Annotated in this window: 24 protein-coding genes; 13 read left to right on the forward strand and 11 right to left on the reverse strand. The window is 61.2% G+C overall.

Annotated features, from left to right (window positions below; genetic code table 11):
- Positions 1-30: 30 nt before the first annotated feature.
- From folK to dksA, 7 genes are all read right to left on the reverse strand, one after another.
- The gene (folK, locus tag TRP66_RS19825; RefSeq protein ID WP_333406214.1) at positions 31-531 is read right to left on the reverse strand and encodes a 2-amino-4-hydroxy-6-hydroxymethyldihydropteridine diphosphokinase; all 501 of its coding nucleotides are present in this window, start codon (positions 529-531) and stop codon (positions 31-33) included.
- Positions 524-1,927, reverse strand: coding sequence for a polynucleotide adenylyltransferase PcnB (locus TRP66_RS19830; protein WP_333406216.1), 1,404 nt, complete (start codon positions 1,925-1,927; stop codon positions 524-526). Before TRP66_RS19830 ends, folK begins: the two co-directional genes overlap by 8 nt.
- A 707-nt stretch (positions 1,928-2,634) precedes the next feature.
- Positions 2,635-4,071 (reverse strand): sigma-54-dependent transcriptional regulator, encoded by a 1,437-nt coding sequence (locus TRP66_RS19835; protein ID WP_333406218.1) that lies wholly within the window; start codon positions 4,069-4,071, stop codon positions 2,635-2,637.
- A 4-nt stretch (positions 4,072-4,075) separates the two neighbouring features.
- The gene (locus TRP66_RS19840; RefSeq protein ID WP_333406220.1) at positions 4,076-7,042 is read right to left on the reverse strand and encodes a sensor histidine kinase; all 2,967 of its coding nucleotides are present in this window, start codon (positions 7,040-7,042) and stop codon (positions 4,076-4,078) included.
- Positions 7,032-7,208 (reverse strand): hypothetical protein, encoded by a 177-nt coding sequence (locus tag TRP66_RS19845; RefSeq protein ID WP_002552060.1) that lies wholly within the window; start codon positions 7,206-7,208, stop codon positions 7,032-7,034. The genes TRP66_RS19840 and TRP66_RS19845 overlap by 11 nt, the downstream gene beginning before the upstream one ends.
- A 98-nt stretch (positions 7,209-7,306) precedes the next feature.
- Entirely contained in the window at positions 7,307-8,194 is an 888-nt protein-coding gene (gene gluQRS, locus TRP66_RS19850; protein ID WP_333406297.1) for a tRNA glutamyl-Q(34) synthetase GluQRS, read from the reverse strand.
- Between the two features lie 114 nt (positions 8,195-8,308).
- Positions 8,309-8,749 carry an RNA polymerase-binding protein DksA gene (gene dksA / locus TRP66_RS19855; RefSeq protein WP_333406299.1) on the reverse strand — a complete coding sequence of 147 codons (441 nt, stop codon included), beginning with the start codon at positions 8,747-8,749 and terminating at the stop codon, positions 8,309-8,311.
- 345 nt (positions 8,750-9,094) lie between these two features.
- On the opposite strand from dksA, the gene TRP66_RS19860 reads away from it, so the two are divergent.
- Positions 9,095-10,267 (forward strand): pyridoxal phosphate-dependent aminotransferase, encoded by a 1,173-nt coding sequence (locus tag TRP66_RS19860; protein WP_333406301.1) that lies wholly within the window; start codon positions 9,095-9,097, stop codon positions 10,265-10,267.
- A complete protein-coding gene (gene sfsA, locus TRP66_RS19865) occupies positions 10,267-11,061 on the forward strand; it encodes a DNA/RNA nuclease SfsA (RefSeq protein ID WP_333406303.1) in 795 nt (264 codons plus the stop codon). The genes TRP66_RS19860 and sfsA overlap by 1 nt, the downstream gene beginning before the upstream one ends.
- Here sfsA and TRP66_RS19870 read toward each other — a convergent pair.
- Positions 10,986-11,318, reverse strand: coding sequence for a Rieske (2Fe-2S) protein (locus tag TRP66_RS19870; protein WP_333406305.1), 333 nt, complete (start codon positions 11,316-11,318; stop codon positions 10,986-10,988). The two genes, sfsA and TRP66_RS19870, sit on opposite strands and share 76 nt — an antisense overlap.
- Before the next feature lie 178 nt (positions 11,319-11,496).
- Between TRP66_RS19870 and TRP66_RS19875 the strand changes: the two genes are divergently transcribed.
- On the forward strand, positions 11,497-12,093 hold the full coding sequence (locus TRP66_RS19875; RefSeq protein WP_333406307.1) for a ChaN family lipoprotein: 597 nt from the start codon (positions 11,497-11,499) through the stop codon (positions 12,091-12,093).
- Between the two features lie 144 nt (positions 12,094-12,237).
- Entirely contained in the window at positions 12,238-13,020 is a 783-nt protein-coding gene (gene deoC / locus TRP66_RS19880; RefSeq protein WP_333406309.1) for a deoxyribose-phosphate aldolase, read from the forward strand.
- A 428-nt stretch (positions 13,021-13,448) separates the two neighbouring features.
- Here the strand turns inward: deoC and TRP66_RS19885 are convergent, their stop codons facing one another.
- Both TRP66_RS19885 and TRP66_RS19890 read right to left on the reverse strand, forming a co-directional pair.
- Positions 13,449-13,793 carry a pentapeptide repeat-containing protein gene (locus TRP66_RS19885; protein ID WP_333406311.1) on the reverse strand — a complete coding sequence of 115 codons (345 nt, stop codon included), beginning with the start codon at positions 13,791-13,793 and terminating at the stop codon, positions 13,449-13,451.
- A gap of 96 nt (positions 13,794-13,889) precedes the next feature.
- The gene (locus TRP66_RS19890) at positions 13,890-15,428 is read right to left on the reverse strand and encodes a bifunctional aminoglycoside phosphotransferase/ATP-binding protein (protein WP_333406313.1); all 1,539 of its coding nucleotides are present in this window, start codon (positions 15,426-15,428) and stop codon (positions 13,890-13,892) included.
- A gap of 126 nt (positions 15,429-15,554) precedes the next feature.
- On the opposite strand from TRP66_RS19890, the gene mrcB reads away from it, so the two are divergent.
- From mrcB to TRP66_RS19905, 3 genes are read left to right on the forward strand one after another with little or no spacing between them, the layout of a single operon-like run.
- Positions 15,555-17,873 (forward strand): penicillin-binding protein 1B, encoded by a 2,319-nt coding sequence (gene mrcB, locus TRP66_RS19895; protein WP_333406315.1) that lies wholly within the window; start codon positions 15,555-15,557, stop codon positions 17,871-17,873.
- 16 nt (positions 17,874-17,889) lie between these two features.
- On the forward strand, positions 17,890-18,630 hold the full coding sequence (locus TRP66_RS19900; protein ID WP_333406317.1) for a tetratricopeptide repeat protein: 741 nt from the start codon (positions 17,890-17,892) through the stop codon (positions 18,628-18,630).
- Positions 18,630-18,959 (forward strand): YqcC family protein, encoded by a 330-nt coding sequence (locus TRP66_RS19905; RefSeq protein ID WP_333406320.1) that lies wholly within the window; start codon positions 18,630-18,632, stop codon positions 18,957-18,959. Before TRP66_RS19900 ends, TRP66_RS19905 begins: the two co-directional genes overlap by 1 nt.
- A gap of 15 nt (positions 18,960-18,974) precedes the next feature.
- Here TRP66_RS19905 and TRP66_RS19910 read toward each other — a convergent pair whose 3' ends face one another.
- Positions 18,975-19,403, reverse strand: coding sequence for a DUF4124 domain-containing protein (locus tag TRP66_RS19910; protein WP_333406322.1), 429 nt, complete (start codon positions 19,401-19,403; stop codon positions 18,975-18,977).
- A 397-nt stretch (positions 19,404-19,800) separates the two neighbouring features.
- Here TRP66_RS19910 and TRP66_RS19915 point away from each other — a divergent pair, with 397 nt between their 5' ends.
- The 6 genes from TRP66_RS19915 (at position 19,801) to msrQ (ending at position 25,784) form a co-directional block, all read left to right on the forward strand.
- Positions 19,801-21,525 carry an acetolactate synthase 3 large subunit gene (locus TRP66_RS19915; protein ID WP_333406324.1) on the forward strand — a complete coding sequence of 575 codons (1,725 nt, stop codon included), beginning with the start codon at positions 19,801-19,803 and terminating at the stop codon, positions 21,523-21,525.
- Between the two features lie 2 nt (positions 21,526-21,527).
- Entirely contained in the window at positions 21,528-22,019 is a 492-nt protein-coding gene (ilvN, locus tag TRP66_RS19920; protein ID WP_333406326.1) for an acetolactate synthase small subunit, read from the forward strand.
- Between the two features lie 47 nt (positions 22,020-22,066).
- On the forward strand, positions 22,067-23,083 hold the full coding sequence (gene ilvC, locus TRP66_RS19925) for a ketol-acid reductoisomerase (RefSeq protein WP_333406328.1): 1,017 nt from the start codon (positions 22,067-22,069) through the stop codon (positions 23,081-23,083).
- A gap of 145 nt (positions 23,084-23,228) precedes the next feature.
- Positions 23,229-24,086: a CDP-diacylglycerol--serine O-phosphatidyltransferase gene (gene pssA, locus TRP66_RS19930; protein ID WP_333406330.1), complete on the forward strand. Its 858-nt coding sequence runs from the start codon at positions 23,229-23,231 to the stop codon at positions 24,084-24,086.
- Between the two features lie 64 nt (positions 24,087-24,150).
- Positions 24,151-25,164 (forward strand): protein-methionine-sulfoxide reductase catalytic subunit MsrP, encoded by a 1,014-nt coding sequence (gene msrP / locus TRP66_RS19935; protein WP_333406332.1) that lies wholly within the window; start codon positions 24,151-24,153, stop codon positions 25,162-25,164.
- Positions 25,164-25,784, forward strand: a complete 621-nt coding sequence (gene msrQ / locus TRP66_RS19940) for a protein-methionine-sulfoxide reductase heme-binding subunit MsrQ (protein ID WP_333406334.1) — start codon at positions 25,164-25,166, stop codon at positions 25,782-25,784. The genes msrP and msrQ overlap by 1 nt, the downstream gene beginning before the upstream one ends.
- Positions 25,785-26,024: the final 240 nt, after the last annotated feature.

Genomic DNA, 26,024 nt, shown 5'->3' on the forward strand with positions numbered 1-26,024 from the left:
GGCTTATCTTCGTGAGGAGGGGGTGTTAAGTCAATCTTGAGTGGCAAGGCGTTCCAGCCCGGTGAACGGACAGTCGGCCAGCAAGGCAGGTAACGCGCGGCCATCGGCCAGCCGCAGATTCGGGGCAAGCTCGGCCAGCGGGTAGAGCACGAAGGCTCGGGCGTGCATGTGATAGTGCGGCACTTTGAGGCGCGGCTCATCGATCAACCGCTCGCCGAACAGCAGGATATCCAGATCCAGGGTGCGGGGTCCCCAGCGCTCATGCCGCTCGCGGCCTTGATCGAGTTCGATGCGCTGCAAGGCATCGAGCAGGGCCAGCGGCGTCAGCGTAGTGTCCAGCGCGGCGACGGCATTGGTAAAGCGTGGCTGGCCGGGCAGCAGGGAGTCGCTTGCGTAGAACGAAGAGACGCCGACCAGTTCGCTGTCCGGCAGGCGCGCCAGCGCCTTGAGCGCATTGCGCAGCTGCTCGGCGGGTTCGGCCAGGTTGCTGCCGAGTCCGATATAGGCGCGCTCCGGCAGGTTCTCACTCACCGTCGTGAACCTGGGTGCCGCTGCGCTTGCGTTTCGAACCTCCGGTGCGCCGGCGTTTGCGAGGCCCGGTGCCGTCGGTGTCCGGCTTGCTGCCAAGATCGCGAATCATCTGCCGACGCTCGCTTTCGTTGCACTCCTGATAATCGGTCCACCAGTCGCCCAGGCCGTCGGTCTGCTCGCCCGCCTTTTCGCGCAACAGCAGGAAGTCGTAACCGGCGCGGAAACGCGGATTGTCCAGCAACTGGTCGGCGCGCTTGCCCGAACGACGCGGCAGACGCTCCTGCATGTCCCAGATTTCGCGGATCGGCATGGTGAAACGCTTGGGCACCGCAATGCGCTGGCACTGTTCGATGATCAGCTCATGGGCCGCTTCATTCATGGCCGCGATCGGCGGCATGCCGCGCTCTTGCAAGCGCAGGACCTTGGCGGGCAGCGCCGGCCAGAGCAGGGCGGCAAACAGGAAGGCTGGTGTGACCGGCTTGCCCTGCCTGACGCGCAGGTCGGTATTGATCAGCGCCTGGCTGATCAGCGTGTGCGTGTAGGTCGGGTTGTACTCCAGGGCCTTGGCGGTGGCCGGGAAAAGCGGGTCGAACAGTTCCAGGTCGACCAGCATTTCGAAGGTGGTTTCGGCGTGCCCGGACAGGAACAGCTTGAGGACTTCCTCGAACAGCCGCGCCGCGGGAATGTCGCGCAGCATGGCCGCCAGCGGGCGAATCGGCAGGGCTGTGTGTTTCTCTATACCGAAATCCAGCTTGGCCGCGAAGCGCACCGCCCGCAGCATGCGCACCGGGTCTTCCTTGTAGCGTTGTTCCGGATCGCCGATCAGGCGGATCAGCCGGTTGCGAATGTCATGCACGCCGCTGGCGTAATCCAGAATCCGCTCGCTGACCGGGTCGTAATACAGCGCGTTCATGGTGAAGTCGCGGCGCTGGGCATCTTCTTCCAGCGTGCCGTAGACGTTGTCCCGCAGGATCCGGCCGCTTTCGTTACGCGAAGACTGGTTGCTGTCCTCTTCTTCGTCGGCTTCCGGGTGGTTGGCGCGGAAGGTCGCGACCTCGATGATTTCCCGACCGAAATGGATGTGCACGAGTTTGAAACGTCTGCCGATGATCCGCGCGTTGCGGAATTCGGCCCGAACCTGTTCGGGGGTCGCGCTGGTCGCGACGTCGAAATCCTTGGGTTCGAGGTTCAGCATCAGGTCGCGTACGCAGCCGCCGACCAGATAGGCCTGGTAACCGGCGTTCTGCAAGCGTTCGACGATATTGACCGCATAGCGGCTGAACTGGCCGCGCTGCAGCGAGTGCTGGCTGGCATTCAGCACCTCGGGCGTGGAGCGCGTGTGTTGCTGCGGTTTACGCAGTGGGGATCGAAATGACTGGAACAGCTTCTTCAGCATGGGATGCACTGTTTGAAGGAATATTCGGCCAACAATGAGGAATGACCGCACGATGGGCGGGGATTCTAGCATTTAGTCGAAGGATGGTGTAGGACGCTGACGCGGGAAGGGGAAAAGCGTGCCGGGAATCCGGTATGGGCCATAAGCTACCGAGGGAGCCGAAGCTCCCCCTAAGTGCGTGCTCTTTTGTTTTTATTGTCTGGCCGGGCTTTTTGTTTTTGTTGAGTGCCCATTCACGGGACCTTTGTCCGTGAAATCTCCCAATCGGGAGTCAAGAGCAAACGGATTGCTTTGGTCGCTGCGTTGCAATGATCATTCGATCCAACCAGTTCAGGCGCTGCCTAATAGCAGTTTTTGTTGTTCTCGGCCTGGTTGCGGGGCAAGCCCCAAATACAACTCCTCTCCAAAAGAATCAGTTAGCTGCGCCTCCGCCGTCTTGTTCTTGTTATGCGTGAGTCGATTCGTCTTGTTCTTATTGTGGTGTCATACGGCTTATTGTTCTTCTTGTACCTGAGGTATAGCAGGAGCTGTGCCAACTTTGGAAAACCCTTGTAACCCGCGGCTTTCAAGGCTTTGATAGCTTTTTGATGGCGCAAAAAAGCCGGGGTGGACGTTACCGTATGCCCCGGCTTTTGTTACGTGAATCGATGTGCGGTAACAGTTTGTAGCCAAGCCCGCGCACCGCGTGCCAGAGCCTTCGCAACGGATCAGGTCTCGTTGGCGACACCCTTGCGCCGAGGAATGCCCAGGCGCTGGCGCCGCTCCCATAGGCACTTTCGGCTGACGCCCAGCTTACGGGCCAGCTCGGTCTCGGTCATGTGGTCCTGATGCTCGAGCACGAAGTGCTGGAAATAGTCCTCCAGCGACAGATCTTCGGTAGGTTCATGGTTGCCCGGATTGGTCCCGGTAACGCTGGGAACAGGCGCGAGCCCCAGATACTCGTCGTCGTTCAGACCGTCGAGTTCGATGTCGATGCCCAGCAGATCGGCGGTTATTTCCGGGTTCTCGCACAGAATGACCGCTCGCTCGACAGCGTTTTCCAGCTCGCGGACGTTACCCGGCCAGCTGTAATGCCGGATCGCCTGTTCGGCATCGGGCCCGAACTTGAGGTCTGTGCGGCCGGCCTTGAGGCTCTGGCGGGCAAGGAAAGCGCGGGCAATCTCGATCACATCGTTGCCGCGCTCGCGCAGGGCCGGAAGCTTGAGCGCGATCACGTGCAGGCGGTAATAGAGGTCTTCGCGGAATTCGCCGTTCTTGGCCAGCGTCTTGAGATCGCGGTGAGTAGCGGCGATCAGGCGCACATCGACTTTCTGCGATTGCACCGAGCCGACCCGACGAATCTCGCCTTCCTGCAGAACGCGCAGCAGACGGGCCTGGGCCTCAAGAGGCAGCTCGCCGATTTCATCGAGAAACAGCGTTCCGCCGTCGGCCGCTTCCACCAGACCGGCACGCCCCGCGCTGGCGCCGGTGAACGCGCCTTTTTCGTGGCCGAACAGTTCGGACTCGATCAGCGATTCGGGAATGGCCGCGCAGTTCACCGAGATCATCGGCGCCTTGGTGCGTCGCGACAGGTTGTGCAGCGCCCGGGCCACGAGTTCCTTGCCGGTTCCGGACTCACCCTGAATCAGCACGTTGGAATCGGTGGGCGCCACTTTGCGGATCTTGCCGTACAGGTCGAGCATCGGCGGGCAGGAACCGATAATGCCGATTTCACCGTTGGCGTTCGAGGCGGGTACCTTTTCCGCGCCTGCTTTGGCGGAAGCGCCGCGTTCGACCTGTTGATGCTGTACCGCCTGGCGATCACGCAGAATGCGCGCCACGGCCTGGAGCATTTCATCGTGGTCGAAAGGTTTGGCGATGTAGTCCACCGCGCCCATCTTCATGGAGTCCACCGCCGAGCGCAGGCTGGCGTAGCTGGTCATGATCAGCACGGGTTTGCCTTCGCCCAGTTTGATCAGCTCGGTCCCCGGCGCGCCTGGCAGTCGCAGGTCGCTGACGATCATGTCGAACGAGGGAATGCTGAAACGCTCCTGGGCCTCCTGGACGGAGCCGGCTTCACTGACTTCATACTGATTGCGTTCAAGCAGGCGACGCAGGGCCGAGCGGATAATGGTTTCGTCTTCGACGATCAAAATGTGCGGCATTGATTCAGTTCTCTCGACGGTCTCGGTTCGCGGTGGACGTCGCTTCGACATGGCGCGGCAACGTTACCCTGATGCGGGTACCACGTTGCTGTACAGGATCGGCCGGGCTGTCGATGGTGATTTGTCCATAATGCTCTTCAACGATGGAATAGACCAGTGCAAGGCCCAGTCCGGTTCCCTCTCCCGGGTCCTTGGTGGTGAAGAACGGCTCGAACAATCGGTCCATGATTGCCTTCGGAATGCCGGTGCCTTCGTCTTCGACGATCAGGTCGACGGTATGCTCTGACGCTTCGCTCTTGACCCGCACGGCGCCACCGGCACTGGAGGCGTCGCGGGCATTGGATAACAGATTGATCAATACCTGCGCCAGACGCTGCGGATCGCCGTCGACCCAGTGCTCGGGATCGCAAAGATTGTAGAACTGAACTTCGAAGTTGCGTCTGTTGAGCGCCAGCAAGCCGATCGCGTCCTGAGCGACGGCGGCCAGACAGACGGCTTCGTCGGAATTCTGATGAGCGCCGGCGTGGGCGAAGCTCATGAGCGACTGGACGATGCGCGACACCCGTTTGGTCTGCTCCAGAATCTGGGAGCTGATTTCCGTGAGTTCACCGTCTTCCTCGCGTTCCTCGCGCAGATTCTGCGCCAGACACGCGATACCGGTGATCGGGTTGCCGATTTCGTGAGCGACGCCCGCCGCCAGACGACCGATGCTTGCCAGACGCTCCGAATGAACCAGTTTGTCTTCCAGCATCTGCGTGTCGGTCAGGTCCTCGACCAGCACCACCAGCCCGCTGCTGCCCGGCGCCAGCGGCTCGTCGATGGCCGCCTTATGCAGGTTGAGCCAGCGGGTCTGGCCGTCGAGACCCAGCCGTTGTTTGTGCAAGTGCTCGTCAGGGACGTTGATGAAACCGGTCAGCAGCCCCTTCCAGGGCTCGGGGATGGTTTCCAGGCGCGAGCCCACCACGCGTTGGGCAGGCACACCGGTGAGCTCTTCCATCGCCCGGTTCCACATCAGGATTTCCTGATCCTTGGCCAGCGAGCACACGCCCATCGGCAGTTCCTGAAGGGTCTGGCGATGATAACGGCGCAGCGCATCGAGTTCGGCGGCCAGACCTGTGAGCCGCGAGTGATAGTCTTCCAGGCGGCTTTCGATGAAGTGGATGTCCTCGGTCACATACTTTTCGCCGCCCGACTTGTAGGGCAGGAAGGTTTCGACCATGTCCTGGGCCACGCTCGGACCCATCAGCCCCGACAGGTTCGCTTCGATGCGGTCGCGCAGGCGACGCAACGCGTAGGGCCTGCGTTCGTCGAACGGCAGGTAAAGATCGCGCAGCGCCTGCTCGACTTCTTTCTGCGCGGCCTTGGCGCCCAGTGGCTTGGCCAGTTGCGTGGCGAATTCCTGCGGCGACACCGCATGCAGTTCGCGTCGCTGCGGACGTCGCACGTTGTCCACCGCGCAGGCTTCCGCGGCACTGACCTCTTCGGCGCTGGCATTGGTGAACAGCGACACCAGGGTGAAGAACAGTACGTTGGCCGCCAGAGACGCAATGGCCGCCATGTGCCAGCTGGTGTCGTCGAGCACGTAGACGGTGTTGAGCAGCGGAATGTAGAAACCTTGCAGATTGCCGATCAGCGGCAGCAGCATGCTGACGGTCCAGACCGCGATGCCTGCCAGCAAGCCGGCCAGAAAACCACGGCGATTGGCGGTCGGCCAATACAGTACGGAGAGCACGCCCGGCAGGAACTGCAAGGTGGCGACGAACGCGACGATGCCCAGATTGGCAAGGTCCTGTTGCGCGCCCAGTAGCAGATAGAAACCGTAGCCGGCGGCAATGATCGCAACGATCAGTCCGCGCCGGGTCCATTTCAGCCAGCGGTAGATATTGCCTTCCGCCGGTGGCTGGTAGAGCGGCAGCACCAGATGGTTGAGGGCCATGCCCGACAGCGCCAGGGTGGTCACGATGATCAGCCCGCTGGCCGCGGAGAGCCCGCCGATATAGGCCAGCAGCGCCAAGGCTTTACTGTTCGCCGCGATGCCCACGCCGAGGGTGAAGAATTCCGGACTGGTGGTCGCGCCCAGCTTGAGCCCGGCCCACAGGATCAGGGGCACTGCCAGGCTGATCAACAGCAGGAATAGCGGCAGACCCCAGCTGGCGCTGACCAGGGCGCGCGGGTTGAGGTTCTCCGTAAAGGTCATGTGATACATGTGCGGCATCACGATGGCCGACGCGAAGAACACCAGCAGCAGGGTGCGCCAAGGACCTTCCTGCAAGGGCGCATGCAGCGACGCAAGCGCGGTCTGGTTCTGCAACAGCCATAGTTCGAGCTGCTGCGGCCCGCCGAATACGCCGTACAACGCATACAGACCGATACCGCCCAGCGCGATCAGTTTGATCACCGATTCGAAGGCGATGGCGAACACCAGGCCTTCGTGCTTCTCGCGCGTCGCGATATGGCGCGAGCCGAAGAAAATGGTGAACAAGGTGATCAGCGCACAAAAGGCGATGGCAACCCGATCCTGCACCGGCTCCCGGGTCAGGATGCCGATGGAATCGGCCACGGCCTGGATCTGCAAGGCCAGCAGCGGCAGCACGCCGATCAGCATGAACACCGTGGTCAGGGCCCCGGCCCAGGTGCTGCGAAAACGAAAGGCGAACAGATCGGCCAGCGATGAAAGCTGGTAGGTACGGGTGATGCGCAGGATCGGATAAAGCAGCACGGGAGCCAGCAGAAACGCGCCGGTCACCCCCAGGTAACTGGACAGAAAACCATAGCCGTACTGATAGGCCAGGCCGACCGTTCCGTAGAACGCCCAGGCGCTGGCATAGACGCCCAGCGACAGGGTGTAGGTCAGCGGATGACGGATGATCCAGCGCGGAATCAGACCGCGTTCGCTGATCCACGCCACGCTGAACAGCACCAGCAGATAGGCGGCGCTCGCCAGCAGCATCTGCGTCAGGCTAAAGCTCATCGGCGTCTCGCTGGCTTTGCAGGATGAAGGTCACCACGATCAGGATCAGCCAGAGCATATACGGCCGGTACCAGGCCCCGGTCGCGTCGATCCACCAGTCCATGATGGCCGGGGAGAACAGGTAGATGCCGACTACCAGCAGCAGCACCAATCGGTATATGTACATCCGGTCTCCCCGTGCGGGTAGATGAGGAGCGGCATGTTAACGGATGCCGGACAACCTGCAACTAGCTATACGTATGAGTTTTCGCCGACCGCTCTGGATCAGGCTATCCGGGCTTCTTCGATACTCGATGCGCGGGGAATCAGCGTCGCATCCCAGTGCTTGACGCCCCATTTGAGCACTTCGCCAGCGCTTGCATAGTTCAGCTCGGGCGCCGTCGGCTGTCCTAGTGCACGCAGGGCGCGCAGCAGCAGCGGTGTCGCCTGATCAGCCGGAAGGGGCGGCGAGCGATACGACTTGCCGAGCTTGTGGCCGTCCGGCTGGGTGATCAGCGGCACATGCAGGTAGCGCGGCTGCGCAACGCCCAGCAGTTCCTGCAGGTAGAGCTGGCGCGGCGTCGAATCCAGCAGGTCGGCGCCGCGCACGATATCGGTCACCCCCTGGAAGGCATCGTCGACGACGACCGCCAGTTGGTAAGCGTACAACCCGTCGCGACGGCGAATGACGAAGTCACCGCTTTCACGTCCCAGATGCATGTCGAAAGCGCCTTGAACCCGGTCGATGAAACTGTACTTGAGTTCAGGCACGCGAATGCGGATAGCGGCGGCGTCCCAGTCATGACCCGCATCGCGGCAGAATCCGGGATAGACCCCGTTGAAATTTTCCAGTTGCTTGCGCGAGCAGGTGCACGCGTATGCCAGGCCCTGGGCCAGCCAGCGTCGAAGCACCTCCGCATAAGCCTCATGACGTTCGCTCTGGCGAATCAGCTCCCCGTCCCATTCGAAGCCATAGCGCTCCAGGGTTTCCAGGATCGCGGTCTGGGCGCCCGGTACTTCCCGGGGCGGGTCGAGGTCTTCCATGCGCACCAGCCATTTGCCACCGGCCGCGCGGGCATCGAGATAAGACGCCAGCGCCGCGACCAGAGAGCCGAAATGCAGATAGCCGCTTGGAGTAGGCGCGAAGCGCCCGATATAGGCAGGGTTGTTCATGCGCGAATGTTAATGGCGGCGCGGCTGGCCGGGCAAGCCGGATGCCGGGGTATATCAACGGGCAACAAAAAAGACGCCGAAGCGTCTTTTCATGCGAAGCGGCAGGTGGACAGATTATTTGCCGACCTGTTTTTCCTTGATTTCCGCCAGAGTCTTGCAGTCGATGCACAGGTCGGCGGTAGGACGGGCTTCCAGACGGCGGATGCCGATTTCGACACCGCAGGATTCGCACCAGCCGTATTCTTCGTCGAGGATCAGTTGCAGCGTCTTGTCGATCTTTTTGATCAACTTGCGTTCGCGGTCGCGAGCACGAAGTTCGAGGCTGAATTCTTCTTCCTGGCTGGCACGGTCGGCCGGGTCGGGGAAGTTTGCCGCTTCGTCCTTCATGTGGTCTACCGTACGGTCGACCTCTTGCATCAAGTCCTGTTTCCACTTGTTCAGGATCTTGGTGAAGTGCGCGCGCATGGGCTCGCCCATATACTCCTCGCCCTTCGTTTCCACGTAGGGTTCAAAGCCGCTGATTAGATGATTCTGTTGCTTCTCTTGGGTGGGCATGTATGGGACCGCCTCTCAACTCTTCTAATCTATGCGCAGGATTGTTCCATCACCGACACCCGTCGGCCCTGCAGCTGCAAGCGGGCGAACTTACCAGATCAAATCGTAGTGCGCTACTCCCGGTTGTCGAGCATGTGACCCCGATTGAATCGGCCGATCCCGGGCCTTTGAAAAGTATATTCATTTAACTGAACTCCGCTGATCGCGTGCCGTCACAAGTTACTTTTTCGCTGCATTGGAAGGCGCTTGCCGACGCGTTTCTCCCATGGCGCCAGCTTGCAGGTTGAGTAGAATTGGCAGCCTCCCGAAAAGGCCAGCACGCCTCATCCGCAAGGAACCCGTTTCATGGTCCAGCCATACAGCGCGCGCAGCGGCGCGATCGAGCCGTTTCACGTCATGGCGTTACTTGCCCGCGCCAATGAATTGCAGGCCGCCGGGCACGACGTCATTCACCTGGAAATCGGCGAGCCCGATTTCACCACCGCCGCGCCCATCGTCGCCGCGGGCCAGGCTGCCCTGGCGAACGGTCAGACGCGTTACACCGCTGCTCGTGGTCTGCCGGCGCTGCGTGAAGCCATCGCCGGTTTCTATGCCCAGCGCTACCGGCTCGATATCGATCCGGAGCGAATTCTCATCACCCCCGGCGGTTCAGGCGCCTTGTTGCTGGCGAGCAGTCTGCTGGTCGATCCCGGCAAACACTGGCTGCTGGCGGACCCGGGCTACCCCTGCAATCGTCACTTCCTGCGACTGGTCGAAGCCTCCGCCAGGCTGGTTCCGGTCGGGCCGCAGGAGCGTTATCAGCTGACGCCCGAGCGGGTCGCCGAGTATTGGGACCAGGACAGCGTCGGCGCGCTGGTCGCTTCGCCGGCCAACCCGACCGGCATGCTGCTGCATCGGGACGAGCTGGCGGCGCTGTCCCAGACGCTCAAGGCGCGGAACGGGCATCTGGTGGTGGACGAGATCTATCACGGCCTCACCTACGGCATCGATGCCAGCAGCGTGCTGGAAGTCGACGACGACGCTTTCGTGCTCAACAGTTTCTCCAAATACTTCGGTATGACCGGCTGGCGGCTCGGCTGGCTGGTGGCGCCGCAGGCCGCGGTCGCCGACCTGGAAAAGCTCGCTCAGAACCTCTACATCAGCGCGCCGACCATGGCACAACATGCCGCGCTGGCCTGCTTCGAGCCGCAAACTCTGGCCATCTTCGAGGAGCGGCGCGCCGAGTTCGCCCGCCGCCGCGACTATTTGCTGCCGGCCTTGCGCGAACTGGGTTTCGGTATCGCCGTCGAGCCGGAAGGCGCGTTCTACCTCTACGCCGATATCAGCGCGTTCGGCGGTGACGCCTTCGCCTTCTGCCGGCATTTCCTGGAAACCGAACACGTGGCGTTCACGCCGGGGCTGGACTTCGGCCATTACCAGGCCGGGCACCATGTGCGTTTCGCCTATACCCAGAGCCTGCCGCGCCTGGAAGAAGCGGTCGCGCGCATAGCCCGCGGCTTGCGGAGCTGGCAAGGCTGATGCGCTTCGTCCCTGAACTTGAACGAGGCCGGTTGGTGACGCGCTACAAGCGCTTCCTGGCGGATATCGAAACCGACAGCGGCGAGCAGCTGACCATCCACTGTCCCAATACCGGCTCGATGCTCAACTGCATGATGCCGGGCGGGGAGGTTTGGTTCAGCCGCTCCAGCGACCCCAAGCGCAAGTTGCCGGGCACCTGGGAAATCAGCGAAACGCCGCAGGGGCGTCTGGCGTGTATCAACACCGGGCGCGCCAACGGGCTGGTCGAAGAGGCGCTGCGCGCAGGCGTCATCACCGAGCTTGCCGGCTTCACCGGCCTCAAGCGCGAAGTAGCCTACGGCGTAGAGAAAAGCCGGGTCGATTTTCGCCTGGAATACCCTGACGGCTTTCTGTATCTGGAAGTGAAGAGTGTGACGCTGGGATTCGACGATTCGACCGTCGCCGCGTTTCCCGATGCGGTGACCCAGCGGGGCGCACGTCATTTGCGCGAGCTGGCGGCGCTGGCTCGCAACGGCACTCCGGCGGTGCTGCTGTATTGCGTGAATCTGACCGGTATCCAGGCCGTGCGGCCCGCCGAGGAAGTCGATCCAGCCTATGCGGCGGCACTGCGCGAAGCGATCGAAACAGGCGTGCGGGTACTGGCCTACGGCGTCGCGCTGACCCCGGAAGAGGTTCGCATCGATCGACCTTTGCAGGTCGTGTGGGCATGCGCGCCGGATCAGTCGTCTTCGTCCGGCAGCCGGACCCAGATGCCGCTGGCGTTTTCTTCGCAAACCAGCGCGGTCAGCGACTGACCTTCGCACGGCCCGGCCACGCACTCGCCGTTCTCGATCAGAAACAGCGCGCCGTGGCTGGCACAGCGAAGCAGACTGGCGCTGGGGTCGAGAAAGCGATCAGGTTCCCATTCCAGGGGAATGCCGCGGTGCGGGCAGTGGTTCTTGTAGGCGAAGACCTGCCCGGCACGGCGCACGACAAGCAGCCGGAAACCTTCGATGTTGAAACCCCGGCTCTGTCCGTTTCCGAGTTCGTTGCTGGCGCAGAGGAATATCAATATGACTCCGTTGGGCTTGACCTTTGGACGCTGAGCACCCTCAATGGCCGATATGCCGTATGTCGAGGCGCCGTTCTGAAAATGCTCGCTTGCGGATCGTCTATTGCCAATGAGCCGCTTTCGGTGCGGAATATACAGGCTTGGCGAACTCCGTTGATGTGAGCATTTGGGTGCAGGCATGATTCGCGACCTCAAGAGTGGACAATTGCTGACGGCGCGGCAGCTTGCCGAGCGTCTGGCGACGGCCGCGTATGTGCTGGTGGGTGAGCAGCGCAACAACCCCGACCACCACGCCTTGCAGCTCTGGCTGTTGCAAGCGCTGGGCGACCGTCGTCCCCAGGGCAGCCTGCTGCTCGAAATGCTCAAGTCCAGCCAGCAGGCTCATGTCGACGAGATCCGCGCCAGCCTCAAGACCTCCCGCGAGCCGGTGGATCTGCGTGCCCGTCTGGAATGGGAGCCTGAGTGGGACTGGGACGTCTACGGGCCTGTCCTGCGATTTGCTTTCGCCCAGCCCTGGGCACTGTTGTCCGCCGGACTCGACTTCAGCGATCCCGATGTCGGGCTTCGGGACATCGCGCAACGCCTGCTCGATGCGCCCGCGCCAGTGATGCTGTTCGCGGACGCCAGGCGGATGAATGAGGATGCCGATATCGCGCATCGACTGAGCGACCTTGGCGAAAAGGGACAAGTCGTCGTATTGCGACTGGCCTGCAAGGGCGAGCATGTCGAGCCGGGCAGCGCCGACTATGTGTGGTACACCGCCGCTTTATCCTGAACCTTGCCTACAAGGTCAAAAAGACAGCCGTATTAGGACAATTCCGGTATCGCTGTAATCTATCTCGCTAATTGCCCTTGGGCAGATTCTTCGTCACTCGACTCGTCTATCGTGCTGCTCCTGGTTTTTGCGGAGCGGACGTCCATGACCGAAATGACAAACGAACAGGAGCGGCTGGCGCGTCAGGCGCTGGGGTTGCTCGAACTTTTTGCTCTCAATCACGATGAAACCGAACAACGGGTCAGCGGTATGTGTCGCCGGGCGCTGACGCCCCTGGGAACGGTCGCCGGACTCTGTGTCCAGCCAAGGTTCGTGTGTCTGGCCCGGACCCTGCTGGATCGCCGGGATGCGCGGCACGTCCGGGTCATCGCGGCGGTCAATTTTCCCTACGGTGGCGCGAATGTCGCGGCGGCGGTTTCCGAATTGCGGGCTGCGGTCAGTGCGGGCGCCGACGAGGTGGATCTGGTTTATCCCTACCGCGCGCTGTTGACCGGCGACCAGCGGATTGGAGGTGAACTGGTCGCCGCCTGTCGGGACGCCTGTCCTGAGTCAGTGCGCTTGACCGTAACGCTGGAAAGCGGGGAGTTGCGTGATCCGCAGATCATCCGTCATGCCTGTGAAGGCGCTATTGGCGGTGGCGCCGATTTCATCAAGTCCGGCACCGGAAAGAGTCCCGCACATGCGACCCCGCAAGCCGTGCGGATCATGCTCGAAGCCATCGCCGAGGTAGGCGGGCAAGTCGGACTCAAGGTGGCTGGCGGCCTCAGGACGCTGGACGATGCCGTGACCTTCATGGAGCTGGCCCGCAAACGCTTCGGCCCTCAATGGATAACCCACGACCGGATACGACTGGGAGCTTCGAGTCTGCTGGACGATTTGCTGGGGCAGCTGGGTGTACTGGAAGACACGGGTTACGGCGGTTATTAAGGCATCGGATCGCCAGCAAGCTGGCTCCTACCGATACATGCCCGGCAAATGGTTATGCTGCCGCTTCGCGTCAGATCGCGAGTCAGTGCACGCCGGGCTCCCGTAGGAGCCAGCTTGCTGGCGATGGATCTGCTGGCGATAACAGCACACAAAAAAAGACCCGGCAAAGAGCCGGGTCAAAAACCGTGATTAGCCTGATGAGGAGATAATCTGAAAGCCCGAACCAAGGCCTTTCAGCTTACCGACCAGTCTCGCGACCAGTTGTGATAATAATAACGATTATCATTTAGCTGTCAACAAGCTTTTTCAGAATGTGCGTAATCGACGCATCGAACGGGGCGCGATGCTGAATGAGGTCTGATGGATGAATGATGAAGACTGGCTTTCGAGAAGGCCCGTATGCATTGCACATACGGGCCGTTAGCGGTTCAACGAGTGCGGTAGCGCAGGCGTGTCCCGAAATTCACCGACATGAGAATTTCATCTGCCGACAGCTCAGCCGGGAAATACGCACCGGAAATCTGTGCATGAGCAATGCTGGCGCCTTCCATCGGCGTATTGCGCAGATCAAGGCCGCGCAGATCCGCAGAGCGGAAATAGGCGTCCGTGAAGTCAATGCCGGTGGTGTCCAGCTCGCGCAGATCCAGCCCCCGGAAGTCGCCGCCTTTCATGTCGATCGTCCCGGTCCTGGGCTTTTCCTGATTGAAGCCTTCGACGTCATCCTTGCGCAGCAGCAGGTAGAGCGGCGAATCGATCTGTTTAGGCTGGCTCATTGCGGTCTTCCGGAGTGTGTTGGGATTATGGCGCCAGTATATAGCCACTATTGTCGGGCCGTGAAGCGGCTCCCGCCTAACGGCCCGACAACTGCGTCACAGACCTGGAAGACGCTGGCGAAGCTGATCGACCAGATCGTCCATATCGCTGCCGATATGGGTTTGCACCTGCTTGCTGCGTGACAGCTCGGCGTCGCTCAACGGCTCGCGACCCGCTTGCTGTGCGGCGATTACCTCAAGCGTCGCATCGGACGGGTCCTGACTCTCGGCCTGTCGCTGCGCCAGCCAGCCTTCGATCACCGCTTGCGGGGCCTGGCAGTCCAGGATCACGAACGGCACGCCCGTGGTTTCCGCCACCTCGGCGGCGGCCTCGCGTTGATCACGCTTGAGATAGGTCGCGTCGATCACCACTGGGAAGCCTGCACGCAGCACCTGGCCGGCCAGCTCATGAAGACGTGCGTAGGTCGCCTCACTGGCTTGCGCGCCATACAGGGATTCGTCCTGGCCGGCGAACATGCGCTTGCGCTCGACATCGGAGCGCAGGCGCACCGCGCCCAGTGACTCGACAAGGCGCATGGCAACGTGGCTCTTGCCGACAGCCGAGACGCCGTGAGTGATTGCCAGGAACCGCGACGGAATCGCGCTGTAGCTCTCGGCCAGATTGGCGTAGTTGCGATACTGGCGCAGCGTGGCGGCGCGTTGCACACCGTCGGCGTCGGGAGACAGGCTGAACAGCGAAACTTTTGCGCGCACCATCGCGCGGTAAGCCTTGTAGAAATTCAGCAGCTCCAGGCCCTGGTAGTCGCCGGTCACTTCCAGATACTGGGTAATCAGGCGGCGCGACAGCGACTTGAGTCCGCGATCTTCCAGGTCCATGGCGAGAAAACCGATATCGGCGTACACGTCGGTCATGCGGAACGGCTCGTTGAACTCGATGCAGTCGAACAGCACCACGCGGCCGTCGATCACGGTCGCGTTGCCGAGGTGGATATCGCCGTGGCATTCGCGGATGAAGCCGTCGGCCTTGCGCTGGGCCAACAGTGGTTTGAGCCGCTCGAAGCTCGACTCGGCCCAGGCTTGCAGGGCTGCAAGCTGTGCGAGGTCGGCCGCTTCGCTGATCAGTGGGCGGATCTGCTCGAAGTTCTGTGTGACCGGAGCCATCACGCTCTGCGGCGAGCCTAGCTCGTTTTCGGCGGGGACACGCGGAGCTTCGAGGTGGAAATCAGCGATCTGGCGCGCCAGTTGATCGATGTGCGCCACGGTCAGCTCACCATTGGCCTGTAGCGTGCTGAGCAGTCCCTGTTGGGAAAACTGGCGCATCTTGAGCGCATACTCGATGACCTCGCCATTGCCGCCCAGCTGCGGCGCATCCGGCGAGCCCGTCACTGGAATCACTTCCAGATACAAATCCTCGGTGAGGCGCTGGTTCAGGCGCAGTTCTTCCTTGCAAAAGTGTTCGCGCGCTTCAAGGCTGGTGAAATCCAGAAAACCAAAGTTGACCGGTTTCTTGAATTTGTAGACGTAAGGGCCGGTGAGCAGGACCCAGGAAATGTGGGTCTCGATGACCTGAAAACCCTCCACAGGGTGCTCGAACAGGGCCGGGTTCTGCAGGGCTGCGATCAGTGACTGGCTCACGGGCGATCCTTCAAGATGGATGAATGTAGTTGCGGATGGCCGCCATTATGGCCGCTCGGCGCAGCGCTGCAAACCGCCGTTCCCGGTGTCTGTCGATCATTGGCAAAGTGCGTATAATCCGCGCCCATGACTCGATCCCGTACCTCTCGCAAAGCAAAAAAACAACCCTCCGGCGGCCTGCGCAAGTGGCTGGGCTGGGCCCTGAAACTCAGTATCGTAGGGTTGGTGATTCTCGCCGGCGTCGCTGTGTACCTCGACGCCATCGTCCAGGAAAAATTCTCCGGCAAGCGCTGGATGATTCCCGCCAAGGTCTACGCACGGCCGCTGGAACTGTTTGTCGGCCAGAAGCTGAGCCGCGATGATTTCCTCATCGAACTGGATGCCCTGGGCTACCGTCGCGAAAGCGTCACCAACGGGCCGGGCGCTGCTTCGGTCAATGGCAATACGGTCGACCTCAACACCCGTGGCTTCCAGTTCTACGAGGGGACCGACCCGGCGCAGCAGATCCGCGTGCGCTTCTCCGGCGATTACGTCGCTCAACTGTCTGCGGCCAATGGCGCCAAGCTGGCCGTGGCGCGCCTTGAACCCCTGCTGATCGGCGGGCTGTATCCGAAGAATCTCGAAGACCGCATCCTGATCAAGCTGGATCAGGCGCCGCCTTACCTGCTGGATGCCTTGATCACGGTCGAAGACCGCGACTTCTATCACCATTGGGGCGTGTCGCCGAAGTCCATCGCCCGTGCGCTGTGGGTCAACACCACCCAGGGCGGACGCCAGGGCGGCAGTACGCTGACCCAGCAGCTGGTCAAGAACTTCTACCTGACCAGCGAGCGCAGCCTGACCCGCAAGCTCACCGAAGCCATGATGTCGATGCTGCTTGAGCTTCATTACAGCAAGCAGGAGATCCTCGAGGCTTACCTGAACGAAGTCTTCGTCGGGCAGGACGGACAGCGGGCGGTCCACGGCTTCGGGCTGGCGAGCCAGTATTTCTTCAGCCAGCCGTTGTCGGAGCTGAAACTCCATCAAGTGGCGATGCTGGTCGGACTGGTCAAAGGGCCGTCCTATTACAATCCGCGCCGTAATCCGGAGCGGGCGCTCGAACGCCGCAATCTGGTGCTCGATCTGCTCGAACAGCAGGGCGTCGCCACTGCCGAGGCGGTAGCCGCGGCGAAGAAGATGCCGCTGGGCGTGACGCGCACCGGCAGTCTGGCGGACAGCTCGTTCCCCGGCTTCCTGGATCTGGTCAAACGTCAATTGCGCGAAGACTATCGCGACGAAGACTTGACCGAGGAGGGCCTGCGCATCTTCACCAGCTTCGATCCGATTCTGCAGATGAAGTCGCAGGCGGCCATGGACGAGACGTTCAAGCGTCTGGCGGGTCGCAAAGGCTCGGACGAAGTGGAAGCGGCGATGGTCGTGACCAATCCCGAGACGGGCGAAGTGCAGGCCTTGCTGGGCAGTCGGCAGGCCGGATTCGCCGGTTTCAACCGTGCCATCGACGCCGTGCGACCCATCGGCTCGCTGGTCAAGCCGGCCATTTACCTGACCGCGCTGGAACGACCAAGCCAGTACACACTGACCAGCTGGGTCTCCGACCAGCCGTTCCAGGTCAAGGGTGCCGACGGTCAGGTGTGGAAACCGCAGAACTACGACCGGCGTCCCCATGGGAACATTTTCCTGTACCAAGGGCTGGCGCATTCCTACAACTTGTCCACGGCAAAACTGGGTCTCGACCTGGGCATTCCTAATGTCTTCAAGACACTCAAGAAGCTTGGCGTGAGTCGCGAGTGGCCGCAGTTCCCGTCCATGCTGCTGGGCGCGGGCGGGCTGACGCCGATGGAAGTGGCGACCATGTACCAGACGATCGCCAGTGGTGGCTTCAACACGCCAATGCGCGGTATCCGCAGCGTGCTGACTGCCGAGGGCGAGCCGCTCAAGCGTTATCCGTTCCAGATTGAACAGCGCTTCGATCCGGGCGCGATCTACCTGGTTCAGAACGCCATGCAGCGGGTCATGCGCGAAGGTACCGGCAAATCGGTCTACAGCGTACTGCCGGGTTCTCTGAATCTGGCTGGCAAGACCGGTACCAGTAACGATTCGCGTGACAGCTGGTTCGCCGGTTTCAGTCAGGATCTGCTGGCCGTGGTGTGGATGGGGCGCGACGATAACGGCAAGACGCCATTTACCGGTGCCACCGGCGCGTTGCAGGTCTGGACCAGTTTCATGCGCAAGGCCGATCCGCTGCCGCTCGACATGGCCATGCCGGACAATGTCACCCAGGCGTGGGTCGACGCCCAGACCGGGCAGGGCTCTGATTCCACCTGCCCGAACGCCGTGCAGATGCCGTATATTCGCGGCAGTGAGCCACAACCCGGCGCAACCTGCGGCGGTGCTCCGGCGCCTGCCACCGAGGTGATGGACTGGGTCAAGGGCTGGTTGAACTAAGCAATGAGGGTTTGAAGTGAAGAAAATCTGGATTCCGGCTTTAACGGCCCTGGCCCTGCTCAACGGCTGTGCCAGCGTTCAACGTGGCTCGATTCCAGTCGTGGATTCGAGCTCGAAAGTGTCCAACGGCGAACGGGTTTCATCGTCGTCGCGCAGCAGTAGCACCACCTACACGACCCGAACCGTTCCGCTGCAGCAGCAACAGGCGGTTCCCCAGGATTCCGGCGTGGTGGTGATGGTGCCGGGCGCGGGTCAGTCCAGCCAGGTCTACACGCCCAATAATCAGGCGCCGTTCTCGGTGGACACGCCGCCGATCGACACCGCTCCGGTCAATCAGGCACCGATCAACACGGCGCCGGCAGGCAACACCTACAGCGCGCCGGCCTCCGTACCCACCGGAATCCCGTCCGGCAGCGGCGGCCTGTCCGCCGACGAGCAACTGGACGGCCCGGTCCTGGCGCTGCTGACCACTGCCCAGCAACAGCAGAGCGGCGGCGACCTGAATGGCGCTTCGTCCAGCCTGGAACGAGCGCAACGCGTGGCGCCTCGCGAACCGCAAGTCCTGTATCGTCTGGCTCAGGTCCGTCTGGCCCAGGGTGATGCGGCCCAGGCCGAGCAGCTGGCTCGTCGTGGCCTGACTTACGCCAATGGTCGTGCGAGTCTGCAGGCCAGCTTGTGGGAACTGATCGCCCAGGCCCGTGAGAAGCAGGGTGATTCGGCGGGTGCTGCCCTGGCGCGACAGAAAGCGGGTTCGTGATGGACAAGCGTTTGCCGGAAGTCGCCGAGCAGCTGTTGCTGATCGAACGCGAACTGCGCGCGCTGGGCTGGTGGGACAGCGTCTCGCCCAGCGAACTGGCGCTTGCCAGTCCGGAACCGTTCTGCGTCGATACCCTGGAATTCGCGCAGTGGTTGCAGTGGATATTCCTGCCGCGGATGAAAGTCATCCTTGAACAGGACCTGCCGCTGCCCAATGCGTCGGGCATTCTGGAAATGGCGGAAATGGTGTATTCCGGCCGGCAGGCCGAGGCCAGGGCGCTGCAACAGCATCTGGCCAGATTCGATCAGCTCATCACCGAAGCGGGATGATCATCGGCAGCGCCATCAACGGCAGTTGTCGCTGATGGCCTTTTCCGTTTCCTCGATGCGCGACTTGCGCTCGGCTTCCGTCAGGCGGCGGCTCCCGTCTTCCGTCGCCTCCCGTACCCGTGGGTTGTTGCGCAGCTGAGAGAGGTTGGTGCGCAACGCCTCGCAGTTCTCCGAGCGGCGGGTCTCCTGTTCCCTGATCTGTTCCTTGACCCTGGCGTCGATGTTGCGCTGCTGCGCGGCACCTTCGATATCGTCACCCGCGGGCGTATCGGCTGTGGAAGGCGGCGCCGGCCTTTGCACGTCGATGCGCTGTACCTGCTGGCCCGCTGGAGGCTGGGCGTCGAAATGGGTAGTGCCCTGGGCATCGACCCATTTGTAGACCGTGGCGGCCTGGCTGGCGCTCGGGGCCATCGCCAATGCGGCGCTAAGGATCATCCAACGCATGCTGCTTCCTTGAAAATACCTGTGCGCCCGAAAATATCATATCGTCGGGATGGCGTCCGAAACGCATGTCCGGAGCGGCGCGGTAGGAAGAAAGCGCAACGATGACTTGACTTGAGGCAGTCGAATCACAACAATCCAAAGTTCGCTGTAGAAGGACTGCCAGAAGCAGACTCTCTCAGTAGATCATGAGGCGCACACCCGCGCCGACCTGTAACACCCGCAACGCGTTACCTCGCGCTGGGTGGGAATGTTCCGCAACACTCAGGGACATCCCAATACTTGCTCAGTCAGTGCTGACGTAGTCGGCGACCACCGTCGCTCATGCTCTGCTTGGCAGTAAAACCTATCAAGACCCGTCCCGGATGGACGGTAATCTAGCGTTTTAGAGGTGAACAACGTGGAGCTTTTATCAGGCGCTGAAATGGTCGTCCGCTTTTTGCGTGACGAGGGCGTTGAGTACATTTACGGGTATCCGGGTGGTGCCCTTCTGCATGTGTACGACGCGCTGTTCAAGGAACCCGCTGTAAAACACATCCTCGTTCGTCACGAACAGGCGGCCACGCACATGGCCGACGGCTACGCTCGCGCGACGGGCAAGGCCGGTGTGGTGCTGGTCACATCGGGTCCGGGCGCAACCAACGCTATTACGGGTATCGCCACGGCATACATGGACTCGATCCCGATGGTCGTACTGTCGGGTCAGGTGGCGAGCACGCTGGTGGGCACCGATGCCTTCCAGGAAACCGACATGATCGGTATCTCCCGTCCGATCGTGAAGCACAGCTTCATGATCAAGCATGCGTCGGAAATCCCCGAAGTCCTCAAGAAAGCCTTCTACCTCGCGCAGTCGGGCCGTCCCGGTCCGGTCGTGGTCGACATCCCCAAGGACATGACCAACCCGGCGGAAAAATTCGAATACGTTTTCCCCAAGAAAGCCAAGCTGCGTTCGTACAGCCCGGCGGTTCGCGGTCACTCGGGCCAGATCCGCAAGGCTGTGGAGATGCTGCTCGCGGCCAAGCGTCCGGTGATCTATGCCGGTGGTGGTGTGGTCATGGGCAACGGCTCGGCTCAGTTGACCGAGCTGGCTCAACTGCTCGACGCGCCGGTCACCAATACCCTGATGGGTCTGGGTGGCTATCCAGGCACCGATCGCCAGTTCGTAGGCATGCTGGGGATGCACGGCAGCTACACCGCCAACATGGTGATGCACAACACGGACGCGATCCTGGCCGTAGGTGCCCGTTTCGATGACCGGGTCATCAATGGCGCGGCGAAATTCAGCCCGAATGCCAAGATCATCCATATCGACATCGACCCGGCTTCGATCTCCAAGACCATCAAGGCTGACGTGCCTATCGTCGGTCCGGTCGAAAGCGTGCTGACCGAGATGGTCGCCACCTTCAAGGACATCGGTCAGAAACCTGAACAGCAGGCCGTCGCGGCCTGGTGGAAGCAGATCGACGAATGGCGCGCCGGCGGCGACCTGTTCCCGTACAACCGCGGCGACGGCTCGGTCATCAAGCCGCAGAAAGTGATCGAAACCCTGTGCGAAGTCACCAAGGGCGATGCCTTCGTGACCTCGGACGTCGGTCAGCACCAGATGTTCGCCGCCCAGTACTACCGCTTCAACAAGCCCAATCGCTGGATCAACTCCGGCGGCCTGGGCACCATGGGCTTCGGTTTCCCGGCCGCGATGGGCGTCAAGCTGAACTTTCCGGATGCCGACGTCGCCTGCGTGACCGGCGAGGGCAGCATCCAGATGAACATCCAGGAGCTGTCGACCTGCCTGCAGTACGACCTGCCGGTGAAGATCATCCTGCTCAACAACGGTGTTCTGGGCATGGTGCGTCAGTGGCAGGACATGAGCTACGGCGCTCGTCACTCGCACTCGTACATGGAATCGCTGCCTGACTTCGTCAAGCTGGTCGAGGCTTACGGTCATGTCGCCATGCGCATTACCGACCTCAAGGACCTCAAGCCGAAAATGGAAGAAGCATTCGCCATGAAGGATCGTCTGGTGTTCCTCGACATTCAGGTCGATGTCACCGAGCACGTCTATCCGATGCAGATCAAGGACGGCTCCATGCGCGATATGTGGTTGAGCAAGACGGAGCGGACATAATCATGCGGCACATCATTTCCCTTCTGCTGGAAAACGAACCGGGTGCGTTGTCTCGTGTCGTCGGCCTGTTTTCGCAGCGTAACTACAACATCGAAAGCCTGACCGTGGCACCGACCGAGGACCCGACCCTGTCGCGTCTGACGCTGACCACGGTAGGCCACGATGAAGTGATCGAGCAGATCACCAAGAACCTCAACAAGCTGGTCGAAGTGGTCAAGCTGGTCGATCTGTCGGAGAGCGCGCACATCGAGCGCGAACTGATGCTGGTCAAGGTCAAGGCGACCGGCGCCCAGCGCGCCGAGATCAAGCGCACCACGGACATCTTCCGCGGCCAGATCGTCGACGTGACCGCCAGTGTGTACACCGTGCAGCTGAGCGGCACCAGCGACAAACTGGACAGCTTCATTCAGGCCATCGGCACGACCGCTATCCTTGAAACCGTACGCAGCGGCGTCACGGGCATTGCCCGCGGCGACAAAGTGCTGAGCATCTGATTCATTTTGCAAAAATGGCCTGAAGGCCGAGATAACAGGGGAATTCCATGAAAGTTTTCTACGACAAAGACTGCGACCTTTCCATCATCCAGGGCAAGAAAGTCGCCATCATCGGTTACGGCTCTCAGGGCCACGCTCAGGCGTGCAACCTGAAAGACTCCGGCGTTGACGTGACTGTCGGCCTGCGCAAGGGTTCGGCTACTGTCGCCAAAGCTGAAGCACATGGCCTGAAAGTCACCGACGTGGCTGCCGCTGTCGCCGCCGCCGACGTCGTCATGATCCTGACTCCGGACGAATTCCAGGGTCAGCTGTACAAGAACGAAATCGAGCCGAACCTCAAGCAGGGCGCGACCCTGGCTTTCTCCCACGGCTTCGCTATCCATTACAACCAGGTCGTGCCACGCGCCGACCTGGACGTGATCATGATCGCGCCGAAAGCGCCTGGTCACACCGTTCGTACCGAATTCGTCAAAGGCGGCGGTATTCCTGACCTGATCGCGGTCTACCAGGACGCGTCGGGCAATGCCAAGAACGTTGCTCTGTCGTACGCTTCGGGCGTTGGCGGCGGCCGTACCGGCATCATCGAAACCACCTTCAAGGACGAAACCGAAACCGACTTGTTCGGCGAGCAGGCCGTTCTGTGCGGCGGCACCGTCGAGCTGGTCAAGGCCGGTTTCGAAACCCTGGTCGAAGCAGGCTACGCGCCTGAAATGGCTTACTTCGAGTGCCTGCACGAACTCAAGCTGATCGTTGACCTCATGTACGAAGGCGGTATCGCCAACATGAACTACTCGATCTCCAACAACGCCGAATACGGCGAGTACGTGACCGGTCCTGAAGTCATCAACGCCGAATCCCGTCAGGCCATGCGCAATGCTCTCAAGCGCATCCAGGACGGCGAATACGCCAAGATGTTCATCAGCGAAGGCGCCACCGGCTATCCATCGATGACCGCCAAGCGTCGTAACAACGCCGCTCACGGCATCGAAGTCATCGGCGAGCAACTGCGCTCGATGATGCCTTGGATCGCGGCGAACAAGATTGTCGACAAAGCCAAGAACTGAGTTCTGAGCGCTTGAAAGAACGCGGCCCGATGGCCGCGTTTTTTCGTTATGGGGCAAGGCTCTGGTATAAAGCTGCATCGTTTGCCGGCGAACGCTCGCCGCAGACCTCTGTCGAATTTTTTCAAACCGCTGCAAGGTAATGTCCATGAGCGAACGTCCCGAGGAGCCGAACAAGGCCTCCGACGCCGAAAGTCTGCTGCCGATCGATGAACATGTGGAGGAGGGCCGTGACGCCGAAGGGCGCAAGGTCCGCCACCGCGGCATCTATCTGCTGCCCAACCTGTTCACCACCGCGAATCTGTTCGCCGGTTTCTACTCCATCATCAGCTCGATGAGCGCGCAAAGCGCCATGAGCGCGGGCGACACCGCCGGCGCGAGCAAATACTTCGCCTTTGCCGCCATCGCCATTTTCGTCGCCATGGTGCTTGATGGCCTGGATGGCCGCGTCGCGCGTATGACCAACACCCAGAGCGCCTTCGGCGCCGAGTACGATTCGTTGTCGGATATGGTCGCTTTCGGCGTGGCCCCCGCGTTGCTGGCCTTCGGCTGGGCGCTGGGTGACATGGGCAAGGTCGGCTGGATGGTGGCGTTCATCTATGTCGCCGGTGCGGCACTGCGTCTGGCCCGCTTCAACACCCAGGTGGGCAAGGCCGACAAGCGCTACTTCATCGGCCTGGCCAGCCCCGCAGCGGCGGGTGTAGTGGCCGGTACGGTATGGGCGTTCAGCGACTTCGGTATTCAGGGTTCGAAGCTGTCATTCCTGGTGGCCTTGCTGGTTGCCGCCGCCGGCATGCTGATGGTGAGCAACATCAAGTACAACAGTTTCAAGGAGCTGGACCTCAAGGGCCGTGTACCCTTCGTGGCGATTCTGGCGGTCGTGCTGGTGTTCGCTGTCGTGTTCAGCGATCCGCCGCGTATTCTGCTGCTGATTTTCCTGGGCTATGCGCTGTCCGGTCCCGCGCAATATTTATTGCGGATGCGTCGCCGCAAGACGTTCGATTGAGTCGGGTTTAGGCTCATACTCCGTAGACCTTTGGTGCATCAGTTCCTTTGGCTACGGAGTCATCATGCTGATCAAATTGCTATCGGCGTCCGCCTGCAAAGAGTCGGACGTCACGCCAGAATCCATCTACCTCTCCCGACGCTCTCTGCTCGCCGGCTCCATGGCTGGCCTTGCGGCCTCCACGCTGCCAGGCTGGGCAGGTGCGGCGGATGCTGCCCGGTATCCGGACGTGGAGGCGGGCAAGCCGCCGGCATGGCTAGGCGAAAAACTTGCCGCTACTCGCCCCGAAGCCGTCACTGTCCAGGGCGAGGCGATCACCCCGTTCAAGGACGCGACCCACTACAACAACTTCTATGAGTTCGGTACCGACAAGGGCGATCCGGCGGCCAACGCGGGCGCCTTGAAGACCGAACCCTGGACAGTCGTGGTCGATGGCGAAGTGGGCAAACCCGGTCGCTATGCGCTGGAAGACTTCCTGACTCCGTATCAGCTCGAAGAACGCATCTACCGGCTTCGCTGCGTCGAGGCCTGGTCCATGGTCATTCCCTGGATAGGCTTCCCCATTTCCGAACTCCTCAAGCGGGTCGAGCCGACGTCTAGCGCGAAATACATTCGCTTTGAAACGCTCAAGGACCCCAAGGCAATGCCGGGGCAACGTTCGGATTTCGCGTTGATCGACTGGCCTTACGTGGAGGGGCTGAGACTGGACGAGGCGATGCATCCACTGGCGATTCTCGCAGTGGGCATGTATGGGCGCGAACTGCCAAACCAGAACGGTGCTCCGCTGCGATTGGTCGTGCCGTGGAAGTATGGTTTCAAGAGCGTCAAATCGATCGTGCGCATCAGTCTTGTCAGCGAACAGCCCAAGACTACCTGGCAGAGTATTGCGGCCAACGAGTACGGCTTCTATGCCAACGTCAACCCGACCGTGGACCATCCGCGCTGGACTCAGGCCCGGGAGCGCAGGCTACCGAGCGGGCTGTTCAGCCCCAATGTGCGGCAGACGGAAATGTTCAACGGCTATGCCGAGGAGGTCGCTTCTCTATATAGCGGGATGGATCTGAGGAAGGACTATTGATGAAGTATCCGCTCTGGCGTCTCGTTGTTTTCATTGCCGCCTGCATAGCGCCGGTACTGTGGCTTTATGAGGCCTGGATTTTCGCGCTCGGGCCGGACCCGGGCAAGGTGCTGGTCGACAGGTTCGGTCTGGGCACGCTCATACTGTTGCTCATTACCCTGGCGATGACGCCATTGCAGAAGCTGACCGGCTGGCCGGGCTGGATTGTGGTGCGCCGCCAGCTCGGGCTCTGGTGTTTCGCTTACGTCGTGCTGCACATGACGATGTATGCGCTGTTCATCCTCGGACTGGATTGGGGGCAGTTGGGAGTGGAGCTGGTCAAGCGGCCCTACATCATTGTGGGAGCGATAGCTTTCCTGGGACTGCTGGCACTCGCAGTGACATCCAATCGTTACAGCCAGCGTCGACTGGGCGCGCGCTGGAAGAAGCTGCATCGGCTTATCTATATAGTGCTGGGGCTCGGCTTGCTGCATATGTTCTGGATCGTGCGGGCCGATCTCAAGGAGTGGGCTTTGTATGCCTCCCTTGGAGGACTGTTGCTGGTGCTCCGAATACCGGCGATTGCCCGACGAATTCCGCGCCTGAAACAGGCAAGGGCGGCCGGTTCGGTAAAAACTTGAAATTAAGTGTTGACGTGCCTCTCAATGTCTCTATAATTCGCCCCACTTCCGGCGCAGACGGAAACGAAAAAGCCTTCTGATTCAATGAGTTACAAGGTTTTGAAGTGAGGTCGGCGAAGAAGCAGCGTCGATCCGGTTGATCGACAGCGGTGAGAAAAAAGAGTTTGACACGCGGTTGTAACGCTGTAGAATTCGCCTCCCGCTGACGAGCAACGCAACAGGTTGATCGAAGCGCAAGTG

The organism is Pseudomonas sp. JDS28PS106, from assembly GCF_036706555.1.
In the GTDB taxonomy this organism is placed as follows: domain Bacteria; phylum Pseudomonadota; class Gammaproteobacteria; order Pseudomonadales; family Pseudomonadaceae; genus Aquipseudomonas.

Excerpts from the sequence above, each read along its gene's own strand:
- TRP66_RS19830 (WP_333406216.1), bottom strand. The coding sequence starts at position 1,927 with ATGCTGAAGAAGCTGTTCCAGTCATTTCGATCCCCACTGCGTAAACCG.
- TRP66_RS19835 (WP_333406218.1), bottom strand. The coding sequence starts at position 4,071 with ATGCCGCACATTTTGATCGTCGAAGACGAAACCATTATCCGCTCGGCC.
- TRP66_RS19840 (WP_333406220.1), bottom strand. The coding sequence starts at position 7,042 with ATGAGCTTTAGCCTGACGCAGATGCTGCTGGCGAGCGCCGCCTATCTG.
- TRP66_RS19845 (WP_002552060.1), bottom strand. The coding sequence starts at position 7,208 with ATGTACATATACCGATTGGTGCTGCTGCTGGTAGTCGGCATCTACCTG.
- gluQRS (WP_333406297.1), bottom strand. The coding sequence starts at position 8,194 with ATGAACAACCCTGCCTATATCGGGCGCTTCGCGCCTACTCCAAGCGGC.
- dksA (WP_333406299.1), bottom strand. The coding sequence starts at position 8,749 with ATGCCCACCCAAGAGAAGCAACAGAATCATCTAATCAGCGGCTTTGAA.
- TRP66_RS19860 (WP_333406301.1), top strand. The coding sequence starts at position 9,095 with ATGGTCCAGCCATACAGCGCGCGCAGCGGCGCGATCGAGCCGTTTCAC.
- sfsA (WP_333406303.1), top strand. The coding sequence starts at position 10,267 with ATGCGCTTCGTCCCTGAACTTGAACGAGGCCGGTTGGTGACGCGCTAC.
- TRP66_RS19875 (WP_333406307.1), top strand. The coding sequence starts at position 11,497 with ATGATTCGCGACCTCAAGAGTGGACAATTGCTGACGGCGCGGCAGCTT.
- deoC (WP_333406309.1), top strand. The coding sequence starts at position 12,238 with ATGACCGAAATGACAAACGAACAGGAGCGGCTGGCGCGTCAGGCGCTG.
- TRP66_RS19885 (WP_333406311.1), bottom strand. The coding sequence starts at position 13,793 with ATGAGCCAGCCTAAACAGATCGATTCGCCGCTCTACCTGCTGCTGCGC.
- mrcB (WP_333406315.1), top strand. The coding sequence starts at position 15,555 with ATGACTCGATCCCGTACCTCTCGCAAAGCAAAAAAACAACCCTCCGGC.
- TRP66_RS19905 (WP_333406320.1), top strand. The coding sequence starts at position 18,630 with ATGGACAAGCGTTTGCCGGAAGTCGCCGAGCAGCTGTTGCTGATCGAA.
- TRP66_RS19910 (WP_333406322.1), bottom strand. The coding sequence starts at position 19,403 with ATGCGTTGGATGATCCTTAGCGCCGCATTGGCGATGGCCCCGAGCGCC.
- ilvN (WP_333406326.1), top strand. The coding sequence starts at position 21,528 with ATGCGGCACATCATTTCCCTTCTGCTGGAAAACGAACCGGGTGCGTTG.
- ilvC (WP_333406328.1), top strand. The coding sequence starts at position 22,067 with ATGAAAGTTTTCTACGACAAAGACTGCGACCTTTCCATCATCCAGGGC.
- pssA (WP_333406330.1), top strand. The coding sequence starts at position 23,229 with ATGAGCGAACGTCCCGAGGAGCCGAACAAGGCCTCCGACGCCGAAAGT.
- msrP (WP_333406332.1), top strand. The coding sequence starts at position 24,151 with ATGCTGATCAAATTGCTATCGGCGTCCGCCTGCAAAGAGTCGGACGTC.
- msrQ (WP_333406334.1), top strand. The coding sequence starts at position 25,164 with ATGAAGTATCCGCTCTGGCGTCTCGTTGTTTTCATTGCCGCCTGCATA.